At 32.4% G+C, this 15,925-nt stretch carries 17 protein-coding genes; 8 read left to right on the top strand and 9 right to left on the bottom strand.

All coding sequences use genetic code 11. The features are described from left to right. Positions 1-115: 115 nt before the first annotated feature. The 3 genes from ACWA1B_RS08175 to ACWA1B_RS08165 all read left to right on the top strand — a co-directional run bounded on the left by ACWA1B_RS08175 (position 116) and on the right by ACWA1B_RS08165 (position 2,458). A complete protein-coding gene (locus tag ACWA1B_RS08175) occupies positions 116-700 on the top strand; it encodes an RNA polymerase sigma factor (RefSeq protein WP_035648741.1) in 585 nt (194 codons plus the stop codon). A 49-nt stretch (positions 701-749) separates the two neighbouring features. Beyond that, positions 750-893, top strand: a complete 144-nt coding sequence (locus tag ACWA1B_RS08170; protein WP_456905789.1) for a hypothetical protein — start codon at positions 750-752, stop codon at positions 891-893. Positions 894-1,411: 518 nt separating this feature from the next. Next, entirely contained in the window at positions 1,412-2,458 is a 1,047-nt protein-coding gene (locus ACWA1B_RS08165) for a tetratricopeptide repeat protein (protein WP_456905787.1), read from the top strand. A gap of 156 nt (positions 2,459-2,614) precedes the next feature. Here ACWA1B_RS08165 and ACWA1B_RS08160 read toward each other — a convergent pair whose 3' ends face one another. After that, positions 2,615-3,271, bottom strand: a complete 657-nt coding sequence (locus ACWA1B_RS08160; protein ID WP_456905785.1) for an endonuclease III domain-containing protein — start codon at positions 3,269-3,271, stop codon at positions 2,615-2,617. 281 nt (positions 3,272-3,552) lie between these two features. Here ACWA1B_RS08160 and bcp point away from each other — a divergent pair, with 281 nt between their 5' ends. After that, on the top strand, positions 3,553-4,005 hold the full coding sequence (bcp, locus tag ACWA1B_RS08155) for a thioredoxin-dependent thiol peroxidase (RefSeq protein ID WP_456905783.1): 453 nt from the start codon (positions 3,553-3,555) through the stop codon (positions 4,003-4,005). 241 nt (positions 4,006-4,246) lie between these two features. Here bcp and ACWA1B_RS08150 read toward each other — a convergent pair whose 3' ends face one another. Beyond that, positions 4,247-5,707 (bottom strand): nicotinate-nucleotide adenylyltransferase, encoded by a 1,461-nt coding sequence (locus ACWA1B_RS08150; protein WP_035648731.1) that lies wholly within the window; start codon positions 5,705-5,707, stop codon positions 4,247-4,249. A 90-nt stretch (positions 5,708-5,797) separates the two neighbouring features. On the opposite strand from ACWA1B_RS08150, the gene ACWA1B_RS08145 reads away from it, so the two are divergent. The 3 genes from ACWA1B_RS08145 to ACWA1B_RS08135 are packed head-to-tail and all read left to right on the top strand — an operon-like array spanning position 5,798 to position 7,561. After that, positions 5,798-6,562: an MBL fold metallo-hydrolase gene (locus ACWA1B_RS08145; protein WP_456905781.1), complete on the top strand. Its 765-nt coding sequence runs from the start codon at positions 5,798-5,800 to the stop codon at positions 6,560-6,562. Positions 6,563-6,574: 12 nt separating this feature from the next. After that, the gene (locus ACWA1B_RS08140; RefSeq protein ID WP_035648726.1) at positions 6,575-7,078 is read left to right on the top strand and encodes a hypothetical protein; all 504 of its coding nucleotides are present in this window, start codon (positions 6,575-6,577) and stop codon (positions 7,076-7,078) included. Positions 7,079-7,126: 48 nt separating this feature from the next. Next, entirely contained in the window at positions 7,127-7,561 is a 435-nt protein-coding gene (locus ACWA1B_RS08135) for a hypothetical protein (protein ID WP_456905779.1), read from the top strand. A 64-nt stretch (positions 7,562-7,625) separates the two neighbouring features. Here ACWA1B_RS08135 and ACWA1B_RS08130 read toward each other — a convergent pair whose 3' ends face one another. The 6 genes from ACWA1B_RS08130 to ACWA1B_RS08105 all read right to left on the bottom strand — a co-directional run bounded on the left by ACWA1B_RS08130 (position 7,626) and on the right by ACWA1B_RS08105 (position 13,034). Further along, the gene (locus ACWA1B_RS08130; RefSeq protein ID WP_456905777.1) at positions 7,626-8,192 is read right to left on the bottom strand and encodes a cysteine hydrolase family protein; all 567 of its coding nucleotides are present in this window, start codon (positions 8,190-8,192) and stop codon (positions 7,626-7,628) included. Between the two features lie 40 nt (positions 8,193-8,232). Next, on the bottom strand, positions 8,233-8,877 hold the full coding sequence (locus tag ACWA1B_RS08125) for an alpha/beta hydrolase (RefSeq protein WP_456905775.1): 645 nt from the start codon (positions 8,875-8,877) through the stop codon (positions 8,233-8,235). A gap of 66 nt (positions 8,878-8,943) precedes the next feature. After that, positions 8,944-9,336 (bottom strand): hypothetical protein, encoded by a 393-nt coding sequence (locus ACWA1B_RS08120; protein ID WP_456905773.1) that lies wholly within the window; start codon positions 9,334-9,336, stop codon positions 8,944-8,946. 40 nt (positions 9,337-9,376) lie between these two features. Next, a complete protein-coding gene (locus ACWA1B_RS08115; protein WP_026729205.1) occupies positions 9,377-9,703 on the bottom strand; it encodes a membrane protein in 327 nt (108 codons plus the stop codon). 4 nt (positions 9,704-9,707) lie between these two features. Beyond that, positions 9,708-10,958, bottom strand: a complete 1,251-nt coding sequence (locus tag ACWA1B_RS08110) for a dihydroorotase (RefSeq protein ID WP_456905770.1) — start codon at positions 10,956-10,958, stop codon at positions 9,708-9,710. Positions 10,959-11,105: 147 nt separating this feature from the next. After that, a complete protein-coding gene (locus ACWA1B_RS08105) occupies positions 11,106-13,034 on the bottom strand; it encodes a BatA domain-containing protein (protein ID WP_456905768.1) in 1,929 nt (642 codons plus the stop codon). A 260-nt stretch (positions 13,035-13,294) separates the two neighbouring features. Here ACWA1B_RS08105 and ACWA1B_RS08100 point away from each other — a divergent pair, with 260 nt between their 5' ends. Continuing rightward, positions 13,295-14,407 carry a lactonase family protein gene (locus tag ACWA1B_RS08100; protein WP_456905766.1) on the top strand — a complete coding sequence of 371 codons (1,113 nt, stop codon included), beginning with the start codon at positions 13,295-13,297 and terminating at the stop codon, positions 14,405-14,407. Between the two features lie 121 nt (positions 14,408-14,528). On the opposite strand, the gene ACWA1B_RS08095 is transcribed toward ACWA1B_RS08100, so the two are convergent. After that, positions 14,529-15,881 carry a DEAD/DEAH box helicase gene (locus ACWA1B_RS08095; protein WP_456905764.1) on the bottom strand — a complete coding sequence of 451 codons (1,353 nt, stop codon included), beginning with the start codon at positions 15,879-15,881 and terminating at the stop codon, positions 14,529-14,531. Positions 15,882-15,925 lie beyond the last annotated feature (44 nt).

The following is a 15,925-nucleotide window of genomic DNA, read 5'->3' as shown; positions in this document are numbered from 1 at the left end:
ATAATTTGTTAAATTTGATGACTTAATTAACATAACTAAAAAAAGAGAAGCCTATACAATAAAATTACTTTTTAGAAAATTACTCCAAATTAAAAAAACTAAAAAAGTAAGTATTATGGCTCATCTGCACATTCCAGACGCTCTGTTAGTCAAAAATTATATCGATGGCAATGAAGTTGCGCTGTCGACATTAATTAAAAGGCATGAATCTAAAATATATGGTTTCATATATTCTAAGATCGCCGATAGAGATATTTCAAATGATATTTTTCAAGACACTTTTATTAAGGTGATCAAAACCTTAAAAAGTAATTCCTATAACGAAGAAGGTAAATTTTTGCCTTGGGTAATGCGTATATCTCACAATTTAATTGTAGATCACTTTCGTAAAACCAAAAAGATGCCAATGTACAGAGAAACAGAAGAGTTTTCAATATTCTCTGTAATGTCTGATGATTCGCTGACTATTGAAGGCAAAATGATTCTTGATCAAGTTGAAATTGACTTGAAAAAACTAATTGAAGAGCTTCCGGATGATCAGAAAGAAGTATTGGTAATGCGTATGTATCAAGATATGAGTTTTAAAGAAATCTCAGAATTGACAGACGTTAGCATTAATACGGCGCTAGGAAGAATGCGTTATGCATTAATGAATTTGAGAAAAATAATTGATAAACATCAAATTATTTTAACCAACTAATACTATTTTGAGTATTAGCTCGTTATACTGTATATAAACATTTTACAGTATGGCAAAAATTTACTCTAAAAAAGCGTTAGCTTCTAAAAATTTAAAACCTAAAAAAGAAGTTGTTTCTTTTTTACTTAGCTATTCACAGGCATTAACTGTTGTTAAAATAGACAACAAAAGTTTTGATATTATAGCAAATTAAGCAATCGGATATTTTGACCGAAGTTTAATGCTAACGAAAAACCAAATGGTCGTTTTGGTCAAAAGCTCACTATCAGTATATAAAATATTGATAGTGAGTTTTTTTATGCTTTTTTTAAAATCTTCAATAATTATGATATATTAGCAACGTTAAAAAAATGTTATATTTTAACAAAAAAAAGAATGGTATTTTATTGCGTATTCACTTTTTAATTCTATTTTAGATAAAAAATTATATTGTTTGTATGAAAAAGGAATAAACAATGGTATTTATAATGTAAATACTGTTAAAATTTAATTTTTTTAAAAAGTGATGTAAATAATGTTTAATTCCCTTAATATGTTTAACTATGATAAAAAACTACTCTAACTAACTATTCAGTTTGATAACTTTTGAATCCATGGCGAGGATGTCAAAAGTGCAATTTTGTCCAATTTCATGGATAACCAGCAAAATTGCTCGGAGAAGAACCCAATCTATTTAACTATCAAACTTGATCTACAATGAAAATGAAACTTATGATTTTATCAATAGTATTGATAAACGTTACGGCTTATGCCCAAAAAGCACAAATAAAAGATGCACAGGCTATTTTTGATAAAGGTAATTCACAAGAAGCGCTGAATATTTTGAATAAGACAGAATATCTTATCATAAATGCACCAGATGAAGATAAATCTGATTTTTATTTTTTGAAAGGAAATGTACTAAAAGATTTAGCTAGTAAAAATGTCGATGCAGCGAACAATTTCAGCCTTGCATCGCAAGCTTATCAGGATGTGTTTCTATTCGAAAATGAATCTGGAAAATTTAAATATACAGTAAAAGCCGGTCTTGCTTTAAAGGATATGAAATCTGATTTAGTGAACGGTGCAATGGCCGATTTCAAAGCAGGTAAATTTAAAGAAAGTGCTGAAAAAAGTTATAAAGTATATTTATTCGACAAAAAAGACACGCTTAATTTATTCAACGCGGCTTCTTCATCTTTAAATGCAAAAGACTATGGTTCAGCAATTAAATATTATGAAGAGTTGAAGAAAAAGAATTACTCTGGAAGCGGGGTTATTTATTATGCTACAAATAAAAAAACGAAAGAAGAAGACGCATTTATTTCACCAAAAGCAAGACAATCTGGGATTGATCAAGGTCTTTATGAGAAACCAAGAACAGAATCGGTTCCTTCAAAAAGAATAGATGTTATCAATAATTTGGCTTATTGTTACATGGAAAGTAAAGATTATGCGAAAGCAGAAGCTTCATATAATTCTCTTTTAGAGGTAAATCCAAATTATATCGATGCTTATATTAATCTTGCGTATTTAAAATTGGAGCAAAAAAAGGCTTTGGCTGATGAAATTGCTAACTTAGGAACTAGTCCAAAAGAAATGCAGCAATATGATAAACTAAATGCTAAAAAAGATGATATCGCAAGAAGTGCAATTCCGTTTCTTAAAAAAGCACTTACTATAGAACCTAAAAATCCAGATGTAACAAAAACGCTTTTAGGAGTTTACAGATCGCTTGATATGACAAATGAATACAATGCTCTAAAAGCGGGAATGTAATTTAAATTAGATAATTAGAAAATGTGATAATTAGAAAAATTAGATAATTAGATAATGAGTTTAAGATGAACCATCATTATCTGATTTTAACATTATCTCATTGGCACATTAACAAAATAAAAAAAGGCTCAAAGATTTTAATCTTTGAGCCTTTTTTTATTTTGTTGTTTTTGTCATTTCCTCAATTATAGATTTCTTTCCTACAGTTCTTGTTATAATATCTTTTTCAAGACTCCAGCCTCTTGCAGGAGAATATTCGCGTCCGTACCAAATAATTTGCAAATGAAGATCGTTCCAAATTTCTCTCGGAAATAATCGTTTTGCGTCTTTTTCGGTTTGCACAACATTTTTTCCATTAGAAAGATTCCATCTGTACATTAATCTATGAATATGTGTATCCACCGGAAAAGCAGGAACTCCAAAAGCTTGAGACATCACAACGCTCGCTGTTTTGTGCCCAACTGCAGGCAAAGCTTCAAGTGCTTCAAAACTCTGAGGCACTTCGCCATTGTGTTTCTCAATCAAAATTTCAGATAAACCGTGAATTCCTTTTGACTTCATTGGTGATAAACCACAAGGGCGAATAATTTCCTTGATTTCCTCCACAGACATTTTCACCATATCATACGGATTATCTGCTTTGGCAAACAACAAAGGTGTAATTTGGTTCACCCGCACATCAGTGCATTGTGCCGAAAGCAAAACAGCAATTAGTAATGTATAAGGATCTTTATGGTCAAGCGGGACAGGTATTGTAGGATAGAGTTCTTTTAACGTATTTATAACAAATTGTACGCGAGCTTCTTTATTCATTTCCGTATTTTTAATCCCGTAAAAATAGTATAATTTTTATGATGTGCCTAATCCAGCTTTCCGTTGCAACTCCTCATTATGTCAGTAACATTTTTAAGTATTTAAAAGAGCTTCCGTTGGTCGCTTTTTAAATACAAAAAATGTAAACTGTCATAATTCCGGGGTTTTCACTGCAATCTGGGGCATGTAAAAAGCTATTAATTATGAGTTGTGAATTATGAATTATGAGTTATCTTTATTCTTTGCTCTTTATTCTAAAATCAAAATCTAAAATAAAACATATGACAACATTAAAAGCAGGTGATAAAGCACCAAATTTTTCTGGAACAGATCAAGAAGGGAAAACACACAAACTGGCAGATTACGCCGGAAAAAAATTAGTGGTTTTCTTTTATCCAAAAGCAAGTACGCCGGGCTGTACTGCCGAAGCTTGTGATTTGAGAGATAATTTTCATCGTTTTCAGGCGAATAATTATGAACTTCTTGGTGTAAGTGCCGACAGCCAGAAGGCGCAGACAAAATTTAAAGAAAAATACGAATTGCCATTTCCTTTATTAGCCGATGAAGATAAATCGGTTATTAATGCTTTTGGAGTTTGGGGACCAAAGAAATTCATGGGAAGAGAATTCGATGGAATCAATAGAACAACATTTGTAATCAATGAAAACGGAATTATCGATGAGGTAATCGAAAAAGTAAAAACAAAAGAACACGCAGAACAGATTTTGAAATAGTTTTTTTTTGCTTCAAGTTTCAAGTTATCTTGACGAGTAAATTTAACCGCAAAGTACGCTAAGTTTTTATAGTTTGTATTGCAATACGCAAAGTTCGCAAAGCTTCATCAATATATATAGCTTTGCGAACTTTGCGTTTTATAAAACCTCCCAGATAAAAAACTTAGCGTGCTTTGCGGTTAAATAATCATTTGGCTCAAAACCTGAAACAAAAAAAAATCCCAAACAAGGGATTTTTTTATTAAGAATTTTGTTCTAGTTCTTTCTGTGGATGGTATCCGAAAAGATGATGTTCTTTTATGATTTCAGCAACTCCAGAAGGAAGCATTGGTTCCCATCCTGATTGTCCTTGTCCAATCATTTTCAATACCTGACGAGAGAATACATTTAATATATCTGGATTGTAGTCCTTAATGTCAACCACTTTTCCGTTGAATTTAAAGAATTTGTACAATTCTTTCATTCTAGGATGAACTTTTAAGTTATCTGAAGTAATAATTTCTCCATTATCACCTAACATTGGATATAGGAATACTTTCATGTCTCGGTAGAATAATTTTCCAAAGGCTTCTAAGATTCCACCACTTAAATGACGGTAATATTTCTCATCAAAAATATCAACAAGGTTGTTTACACCCATTGCTAGTCCCATTCGGGCTTTGGTATAATTAGAGAAATATTCTACTACTTTATAATATTCCTGGAAATTCGAAATCATTACAGTCTGACCTAACGAACAAAGTAATTCTGCTCTGTCCATGAAATCACGTTCGTCAATTTCACCATCAGAACGCAGGTTCGAAAGTGTAATTTCAAAAACGGTTAAAGTATTGTCTTTATCAACTTTATTTTCGCTGAGAAACATTTTTAATGATTTCTCATACATGTCAAGATTTACATTCGTTACAGGACGGAAACTTCCTCTAAAAGCAAGTAGATTCTTTTTGTATAAAACAGCGGCTGGCAATACGTTTTTTCCTTCAGGATTAAACATTACGGCATCCGTCATTCCGTTTTTAACTAATTGCAAACTCATCAATCGGTTGTCAACATCAGCAAAACGAGGCCCAGAGAAGTTGATTGTATCAATTTCAAGTTGATCTTTATCTAAGTGATCGTATAAATAGCGCAGTAAACGTTTTGGATCATTGTATTTGTAGAACGCGCCGTAAATTAAGTTTACACCTAAAATTCCAAGGGTTTCTTGTTGTAATCTAGCGTCAGTTTCTTTAAAACGAATGTGAAGTATAATTTCGTTGTAAGCTTCGTCGGGTTCTATTTGGTATCTAATTCCTACCCATCCGTGGCCTTTAAATTGTTTGGCAAAATCTATAGTTGCTACTGTATTGGCATAGCTGAAAAAAAGTTTGTTCGGGTGTTTTTCTCGGCTTAAACGTTCTTCGATCAATTCTCCTTCAAACGTAAGCATTTTTTTGAGTCGGTTTTCTGTCACATAGCGACCGTCAGCTTCGGTACCGTAAACGGCATCACTAAAATCTTTGTCATAGGCAGACATCGCTTTTGCAATTGTTCCCGATGAACCTCCGGATCTGAAAAAATGCCTAACGGTCTCTTGTCCAGCGCCAATTTCGGCAAATGTTCCGTAAATATTCTCGTTTAAGTTAATGCGTAACGCTTTGTCTTTTATAGAAGGAATCTGTTCGATGACCTTGTCACCTTTGAGTTTTATTTCTGTACCCATTTTATTTTAAATAGATTTGTTACAAAGTTAGTAAATTAGGCTTCTAATGAAAGAGAAATAATCCTATTTTTGTAAAAAAATTAAGTTCAATTGAAGGTCTATTTTTTAGGTACTGGTACTTCTCAAGGTATCCCAATTATTGGGGTTGATCATCCCGTTTGTAAAAGCACTGATGCTAAGGATAAAAGGCTCCGCGTATCTATTTGGATTTCGTGGGATGAGCATTCTTATGTTGTAGATTGCGGTCCTGATTTCAGACAGCAAATGCTTTCCTGTGGATGTCGAAAACTCGACGCTATCTTATTTACTCATGAACATGCAGACCATACAGCTGGTTTGGATGATATTCGCCCATTTAATTTTAGACAAGGTGAGATTCCCGTTTATGCACATCAGCGTGTGATTGATAATTTGCGTCGCCGTTTTGACTACGTTTTTGAAACCGTGAACAAATATCCGGGCGCACCAAGTGTAAAAACAATCGAAGTTTTAAATGATAAACCTTTTGCTGTTGGAGATAAATTAGCAATTCCAATAAATGTCATGCATGGTGATCTACAGGTTTTTGGTTATCGCATTGACGATTTTGCTTATTTAACCGATGTCAAAACAATTGAAGATGCCGAAGTTGAAAAACTGAAAAATCTAAAAGTTTTGGTTGTAAATGCACTTCGTGTTGAACCTCACGACACTCACTTTAATTTACAGGAAGCACTTGATTTTATAAATCTGGTAAAGCCTGAAAAAGCTTATTTAACCCATATTAGCCATGTTTTAGGTTTTCATGAAGAAGTTCAAAAAAAACTCCCGGAAAATGTTTTTCTGGCTTACGATAATTTAGAAATTACAATTTAATTACACTACAAAATGAAAAAATCCTTAATGCTTTATCTTTTTCTCCTTGCAATATTAATGAATGTTTTTACTTATACGTTTTACAGCGGCCAAGTAAAATTTGAGCAGGATAGATATGATAAAACTACTAAGAAACTTAGAGACAGCATCAATTTGGTTTCTGGAAAACTGGCAGAAGCCGATTATTTTTCACTGGAGCACAACGAAAATGCACAAAACTACTTTGATAACAGTGCTTCTGGTGGGAAAGTAATTTTATACGAAAAACTAATTCCGGTTGTAACTGAAAAGTTATTAGACTTAAATGCAAATCCAAAAGGAAATCCATATACAGGTCAGGATATGATTGGAGGAAAGAAATTCATCATCAATAAAATAAAAATTTTAAACCACAGATGGATTATTGCAGATTACAGCAATGGTGAATTATGGGGAGAAGTCTTGTTAAAATACTTTGTTGATAATGATGATAATATTACCTTTGAAGTAAATCAAACTTGGTTATATCAAAAATAGGATTTTTTAATCCTATTTTTTTTTGCTCAATTTTAAAATTATAGGATTATGAAAAAGATTATTTTGTTTGCAATTATGGTCATGGCTGCATTTTCTTGTGCAAAAAAAGTATCACCAGAAAAAACCGATTCTCAACAGCCCAAAAGTGAACCTAAAAAAGAAACAGTAGTTGGCGCTGATTCTGATGTTCATGGATGTAAAGCTTCAGCCGGATATACCTGGTCAGCACTTAAAAAAGAATGTATCAGAACTTTTGAAGGAACAAAACTATCACATTACGATGACGGAAAAGAATATACTACTGCATCATACGTAATTTTTGAAGGAAATAAAGCAGAACTTTTCTTAGACACTCAAAAAGAGTCCATCATTTTAGAAAGAAAATCGGAAGGTGATTCTTGGGTAAATGGTGATTGGCAATTAATTCCTTGGAAAGGATATGTTTTGAAAAAAGGGGAGAAGATTCTTTATACGGGAGAATAAAAAGTAAAAAGTGAAATGTAGTCTGGTTTATCCATTTTACATTTCACTTTTGCGTTTCACACATTTAAATTATTTCTTTAATAAAATCAGAAGTAACAACCTGAGCAAATTCTTCGTGCAAACTGGCTAAAGCGGTTTGATGAATTATTTCTGCGGAAAACGCTTCGCCATTTATGCCTTTTTTGTTGAAAGTTGCTGTTGCATCAGAAATTAAATGTACAGAATAACCAAAATTTCCAGCCATTCTGGTGGTAGTAGAGACGCAATGATCTGTTGTTAATCCAACAATAACAAGATTTGTGATTTTGGCATCATCAAGTAGCTCTTTTAAATTTGTTCCGATAAAAGCACTGTTTACTTTTTTTTTAATGATTGTTTCACCTTCAAGCGGTTTTACAACATCTTGAAATTCATTTCCGGGATTTGTTTCATTCAAAATCGAATTCGGATTTGAGGAACAATGCTGTACGTGAAAAATGGGCAATTTTTTAGATCTCCAAATCTCTAGAAGTTCACTGGCTTTTTGTTCTGCATCAATATTATTTCGGTCTCCGCCCCAATACGCAACATCATGAAAACCTTTTTGAATATCAATTAAAATTAATGCTGGATTATCAAGTTTTGTACTCATTTTTAAAGGTTTTAGTTACTATTAAACTGCGATTGAATGTTTAATTTTCTAGCCAATTCTTAAAATCAAAGAAATTCTGCGGTGCAACGCCATGTCCAACAGGATATTCTTTATAAGTAGCCGGAATATTTAATTTCTCCAAAATTGCCGGAGTTTTTCTAGCCCATTCTATCGGAATAACTTGGTCTACAGTTCCGTGTGAAGCGAATATTTTTAAGTTTTTAAAATCGTTATTTTCAAAACCTTCTTTTATGATTTCTTCATTGAAATAGCCACTCATTGCAACTACTCGCTGAATTTTTTCCGGATAAGAAAGTGCAGTAGCATAACTTAATATAGATCCCTGGCTAAATCCAATTAAAGTAACATTATTAGCATCAATTGGATAATTTGCCACTAATTCATCTATAAAAGAAGCAATTACATCACGAGAAGTCTTTGCTTGTTCATTGTCTGAAAATTTATTCTGATCGGCGTCAAAATTAATGGCATACCAAGCATAAGCTCCGTATTGTAAATCGTAAGGCGCTCTTGCAGAAATGATATAATAATTATCTGGAAGTTCAGAGGCAAAAGAGAATAAATCGGCTTCATTGCTTCCGTATCCGTGCAATAAAAGCAATAACGGATTTTTATCTAAAATTATTTTTGGTTCTTTTATTTTATATTCTAAAGATAGATTCATTTTTTTTAATTTTAGTCTCGGTCTCCGTTTTTCAGTAAAACTTAGACAAATTGTATTGGGAATTATTTATTTAATTTTCGTACTAGTACTTTCAAACCATTTTTCGAAATTATTAATTTTAGACTTTGTGCGATATTCGCTGTCATTTATTTCAATAATTTCGTTAAAGATTGTGTCCTTCGCAAATTGCTCTATAATCTTCGGATCTTTAATTTCCTCATTTCCTTTCAGTAACTTTCGGTCATAAAGTAAAAAACTACAATCATTAAGCCATTTTATTTTATATCTGATAATGTTGCCATTTCTGGTAAGGGTTTCAGTGTGAAATTGTTTGGTTCTTTCTATTATTACTTTACCGCCAAATTTACTTGGAGTTTCAAATTTACCTGTTTTGAAATTATCACAATCTAGAGAAATGTTAGTCAGAACTATAATAACAATAGGTATAAGGAACTTCATGGGAGGAATTTGTTTAATAAAAAAATCGTAGTTTTCTTTCTTATCCTATAGATTTAAACCATTTCTGGAATAGATTTCCAACTAATGGAATTGGTCTCATTTGCCCTTGTATAGCATTAAAAATACCAAAAGTCCATAGAATTGAAATACAAATCCACATTGGAAAAGTGATAAAAAAGCTGTCGAAATTACTGATAATAGCTCCAAACGAAATAAAAGTCAGTGATAAACCTAAAGCTTGACGAATATGAAAAGAAGCAAAACTGTTTTTATTTTCAGAATTCATGCTCATGGCGATTAAAACACCAATGATTAAGATGTAACTGGTAATGGCAATTGATTTTCCTTCTTCGACTGTATTGTTCATTGTATTATTTTGTAACAAGTTGATTTTGATTGAAAATTCCGTACACAGAACCTTGGATTTCAGTTCCTAAAAAAGCAGAATTTTTAGATTTTGAAAGAATGTTTTCTTTCGTAAAAGTTGATTTTCCTTCAGTAGTAAATAAAGTGAAATTAGCTTTTGCGCCTTCTTCAATCGAATTGTTTTCTAAACCGAAAATAGTTCTTGCTGAAGTTAGTTTTGCAACAATAGTTTCGACCGGTAAAACAGTTAATAAAGCTCTGAAAGCACTTTCTAAACCAATTGTTCCATTTTTGGCCATATCAAATTCCATTTTTTTGAATTCAATATCAATCGGATTGTGGTCTGATGTAATCATGTCGATGGTTCCATCAGCAATTCCGTTAAGTAAAGCCTGTCTGTCTATTTCAGTTCTTAATGGCGGAGTCACTTTAAAACGTGTGTCAAAACCGTCTAGTTTTTCATCGGTTAAAACCAAATGATGTACAGAAACACTTGTACTTACATTTAAACCTTTTGTTTTAGCTTCTCTAATTAATTGAACCGATTTTGCTGTAGAAATTGTTGGAATATGAAGCTTTCCGCCTGTATATTCTAATAAAAATAAGTTTCTTGAAATTTGCAATTCTTCCGCTAAATTCGGAATCCCTTTTAAGCCTAATCTTGTAGAAACAATTCCTTCATTTACAACTCCGTTTCCTTTAATGTTTGGATCTTGCGAATAGGCGATTACTAATCCGTCAAAATCTTGTACATATTGCAAAGCAATTTTTAAAATATTAGCGTTGTCAATACTTTTATTGTAATCTCCAAAAGCAATCGCTCCGGAATTTTTCATATCAAAAAGTTCTGCCATATCTTTTCCTTCGCTGGCTTTTGTTAAAGCTCCAATTGGGAAAATTTCAGTAGCAAAACCGTTTGCTTTATTTTTTACAAAATTTACCTGAGACTGATTGTCAATAATAGGTAAGGAGTTTGGTTGTAATGCAATCGCTGTAAAACCGCTTTTTGCTGCAACATTTAATCCGTTTGCAATAGTTTCTCTGTCTTCATAACCTGGTTCTCCAAGAGAAACGCTGCTGTCAAACCAACCTTGAGAAATGTGAAGATTATCAAATCGTACTACTTCGGCATCATCGTTTGGAAGTGAAACGCCAATTTTTTCTATTAAACCATCTGCAATTAAAAGATCAACTGTCTGATTATGAAACGGACTTTTTGAGTCGATAATTTTGGCGCTTTTGATGATTAGTTTCATATGTAGAGAAATTTATTTTTTTATTAAAAGATTCCGCTTTGTCATTTCGACGAAGGAGAAATCCCGCGAGATATTCCGTTTCAAATGTTATCAGCATGTGTGATTTCTACTTCGTCGAAATGACATACTAGATGACTATAAGAACCTTTATTTAACAAATTTTATAATTGCCATTTCTAATGCTAAAAACAACAGTGCAAAGATAACAAACCATTTCCAAATTTGGCTGTCTGTTCGTTCAGTTTGTAACGTATTAAAAATGGTCGAAATTGTATCGGCAGTTTTGAAATCGGAAACTACATTTGTATTTACCTGACTCAGGTCGCTTTCCGTTCTTTTGTAATTGAAACTCAAGTTTTCAATCCATTCTTTTTTGTCAAAAATGCTATAATTACCAGCTGTTTCCGGGAAATCATTAAACGTTAATTTGACCTTGTTATTAAAAATCTGCTGAATCGGAATAAACGAATCTTCTGTTCCTTTTACTTCTAAAATAGCATCTTTAGTCAATAAAACATCGACAAAATAAGGTTGATTATTTCCAATTGTCAATGCATTTACGCCAGTTTTTTGATTGTTTTGCGCGATTTTATAGAATAGCGGAACAATCAAAGGCGACTGCTGAAAATTCGAATTCACACTATTTATTGGTGCCGAAAAAATAGTAATTCCGGAAACAGAACTTTGAATTGCCGTTACAAAAGGGCTTTGATCTTCATAAGACAAAACAGCCGGATACGGACTTGAAACTGCAAATGAAGAATTTGTTTTTGGATATTGGAAATTCGTTATTTTATTCTCAAAAACCCCTGAAAATAATGGATGATCGAAGTTGATTTTCGTAATCAGTTTACTTTCAGTTTTTAAATAATTAAACTGAATTTTTCCAAAATTCCCTAGAAAAGAATTAAAGTTCGAAACTGAAGTTTTTTCAGAAGGAATGATGACCAAATTTCCGCCTTTTGAAACAAAAGCTTTTAAAGTGGTTTGCAATGCCTGAGGAACTTCAATTAATTCATTTAAAATGATTGTATTTTGTTTTTCTAAGCTATTATAATCTAAAGAGCTGATAGAATAATTGTTGTAATTGAATTCAGTCGAAGTGTAAATTCTCGATAAGAAATTACTTTTTTCAGGTTCGCCTATACTGATTACGTTCGTTTTTTTGTTTTTAGAAATGCTGAAATACAATTTGTTATCGTAAGTCAGACCATTATCTTCAATGGAAACATAACCGTGAAAAGCTTCTTTTGGAATCGTAAAACTGATTTTCTTTTTCTTTGCATCAAAATTGATGATCGTTTTGGCAATTAACTTATTTTGATTGTATAAAGCTGTCGAAATCGGGCTGAAATCATCACCATAAGCAGATAAACTTACGCCAATTTCATAGAAATTTTCCAAAGTCTGATTGATATAAACGCTGTCAATTGAAACGTTATTTTTTTGTTCGGCTTCAGGAATTATGAAATATGGTTTTTCCTCAAAATCAATATTTTTTACTTCTTTTTCAGTCAGTCCGACTGCATCAGTAATAATAACAATGTCTTTTTTATAGGCCGATTTATGCGCTTTAATCTTAGCCAAAATAGAAGAAAGCTCAAAAGGAGAAGCGCTATAATTTAGATTTTGCAACGCACTCTTTGAAGCTTTAATATCAGTATTCCAATAATTTTCGGTGTTTGTTAAAAGAGAAAATTGAGTGGTTTCCGGCGTGTTTTCCAGTAACTCCTGAACAGCACGCTTTAGCAATTCTCCTTTTTTTCCTTTGGCCTGCATACTGAACGAATTATCTAAAACAATATACATTTCATTCGTGGCATTTTTGCTGTCTTTTGCTTCAAAAAAGGGTTGAGCAAAAGCAATAATTGCACATGTCAGAAGTAATAATCTCGTGGCAAGTAATAATCGTTTTTTGATTTTTGAGCTTTTACGAGTCTGAATGGCAAGCTCTTTCAGGAAACGCACATTTGTAAAATAAGAAGTCTTAAAACGTCGTAATTGAAATAAATGAACCAAAATTGGAACAATCAATAAAAACAGAAAGTATAGAATTTCGGGATGTTTAAAATGCATTCTGGCTTCGATTTACTTCGCTACGTTTTGTTTTTCGCGAAGATGCAGGTCAAAAATACAAATTAATGTCCAAAGTCGAAAGTCCTAAAGTGGAAAGTGAACAATTGATTAAATGGATTCAACTTATATAACTTATTTGACTACTATATTCTGCAGGTAAACATCAAAAAAATGTAACTTTTGTAATTTCTTTTGTAACAAAGAAACTACATAAAAAAGATATTAATGCGTATTTTAGCCTATTCAAAAAATAATGGAATATGAAAAAAATATATGTAATCTTATTTTCAACTTTGGCAGTGATAACTGGAAAAGCTCAAGATAAATTCAACTTATTAGTTGGAACTTATACTAATAAATGCCAAAGCAACGGAATTTATGTTTACGAATTCGATGCTGCATCGGGAGATTTTAAGCTTAAAAGTTCTTCTGAAAATGTAATAAGTCCGAGTTATTTATCGGTTTCTGCGAACAATAAATTTGTATATGCCGTAAATGAAAACGGAACTCAAAGTGCAGTAAGTGCATTTGGTTTTGACTCGGCTTCGGGAAAACTTAAATTTTTAAATACAAACGACGCTTTAGGAGCTGATCCTTGCCATTTAATTAATGACGATAAAAATGTAATTGTTGCGAATTATTCTGGCGGAAATATTGTGGTTTATAAGAAAAATGCTGATGGAAGTATTTCAACTGTACAGCAATTAATTCAGCATGAAGGAAAAGGCCCGAACGTGGCGCGTCAGGAAAAAGCACATGTGCACCAAGTTGTTTTTTCTCCAGATAAAAAGTTTGTTTTGTCGAATGATTTAGGACTTGATAAAGTTTATATTTACAAATACAATCCAAATTCTAAAAATGAAATACTGACTTTAAAAGGAAGTATTGATGTAAAACCAGGAAGCGGGCCAAGACATTTGACTTTTAGTAAAGATGGTAAATTTGTTTATCTGGTTCAGGAATTGGACGGAACACTTACATCATTTAGTTATGATAAAACAGGAGTTTTAAAAGTAATTGCTGAAACAAGTATTTTGGCACAAGGTTTTAAAGGCGGAACTGGTGCGGCGGCAATCAAGATTTCTCCCGATGGAAACTTTTTATATTTAACAGATCGCGTAGACGCAAACGCTATTTCGGTATATAAAATTCAAAAAAACGGAAGCCTGGAATTAGTGGAACAACAAAGTACACTAGGAAAAGGCCCAAGAGATTTTGCGATTGATCCAACAGGAAATTATCTGTTAGTTGGACATCAATACACAAATGATATTATCATTTTTAAAAGAGATAAAAATACAGGAAAACTTACTGATACTGGGAAACGAATTGAATTGTGCTCGCCGGTTGGGTTGGTTTTTACGAAAATTTAATCAAAGTTGCTAAGGTTCTAAGATGCTAAGAAAAAAGGCTCAATAATACTTGTATTATTGAGCCTTTTAATATTTTTAAAACTTAGAATCTTAGCAACTTAGAACCTTAGCACCTAAAATTTTATTTATCCTTATCTTTTCTCTTTTTGTCTCTCGTTTTCAACATATTTCGATTGACAGATCCGTGTGTTTTCTTTTTTGTTTTAGAAGGACCGCCCAAATTGACTTTTTTATTCTTTTTAGATTTTTCATGAAACGCACCTTCACCTTCAAGTTTTGGTTTTTTCATTAAAAATTTAATAGGTTGCCTGTCTTTTTCAGGTTCAATAAGTTTGGTTGAAACTTCAACTTCTTCTGGGAAATCAGTGATTTCAAGTTCCTGATTCATCAAAAGTTCGGTTTCAATTTTATATTCTTCCTCTCTTGGAGTAACAAAACTAATTGCAGTTCCGGTTGCGTCTGCACGACCTGTACGACCAATTCTGTGCATGTACAATTCTGGTAATTCTGGAAGTTCGAAGTTGATTACGTGCGTGATATTAGAAATATCCAAACCTCTCGCCATAACGTCGGTGGTGATTAATCCGCGAAGATTTCCTTCCTGAAATTCAGCCATTGTACTCAAACGGTAATTTTGAGATTTATTCGAGTGAATTACACCAAATTGTCCTTCAAAAAGCTCATCAATACGATTGAAAAGCATATCTGAAATCTTTTTATTATTTACGAAAACCAAAACACGACTCATGCTTTCATCGGTTTCCAATAAATGTTTAAGCAGATTTACTTTTGTATTGAAATTAGGAACATTGTATGTAATCTGAGTGATTTTTTCAATAGGTGTTCCCGAAGCTGCAAGTGTAACTTCTTCAGGGAAATCAAAATAATCATTTAAAATATCATCAACTTCATCTGTCATCGTTGCAGAAAACAGGATGTTTTGACGTTTCGTTTTCATCATTGCCAAAAGTGATGTCAATTGTGGTCTGAAACCCAGATTCAGCATTTCATCAAACTCATCAATAACTAATTTCTGCGTTTCGTCAAAACGAACTACAGCGTCTAAAGCTAAATCCATTGTACGCCCAGGAGTTCCAACTAAAATGTCAACGCCTTCATATACGGCTTTCTTTTGTGTATTGATGTTTACACCTCCATAAATTCCTAAAGTTTTAACCGACATATATTTAGTCAATTTTTCAACTTCATCGACAACCTGAACAACTAATTCACGAGTTGGAACAAGTACAACAATTTTTGGAGTATTGGTATTTGTAAATTTATATAATTTTAAAAGAGGCAGTAAATAAGCAAATGTTTTACCAGTTCCGGTTTGTGCAATTCCCATCATATCGCGTCCAGACATGATTACAGAGAAAGATTTTTCCTGAATAGGAGTTGGTGTAACAAAACCTAATTCGTCTACAGCTTTTTGTAATGATTTTGGAAGATTGAATTTTTCGAAAGTGCTCATTTGCATTAAATTTTGTGCAAAGATAGCTATAAATAGCTGAAAAA

The organism is Flavobacterium xizangense, from assembly GCF_054075145.1.
The sequence above is the reverse complement of the archived record's forward strand: the minus strand, read 5'-3'. Positions and strand labels throughout refer to the sequence as shown.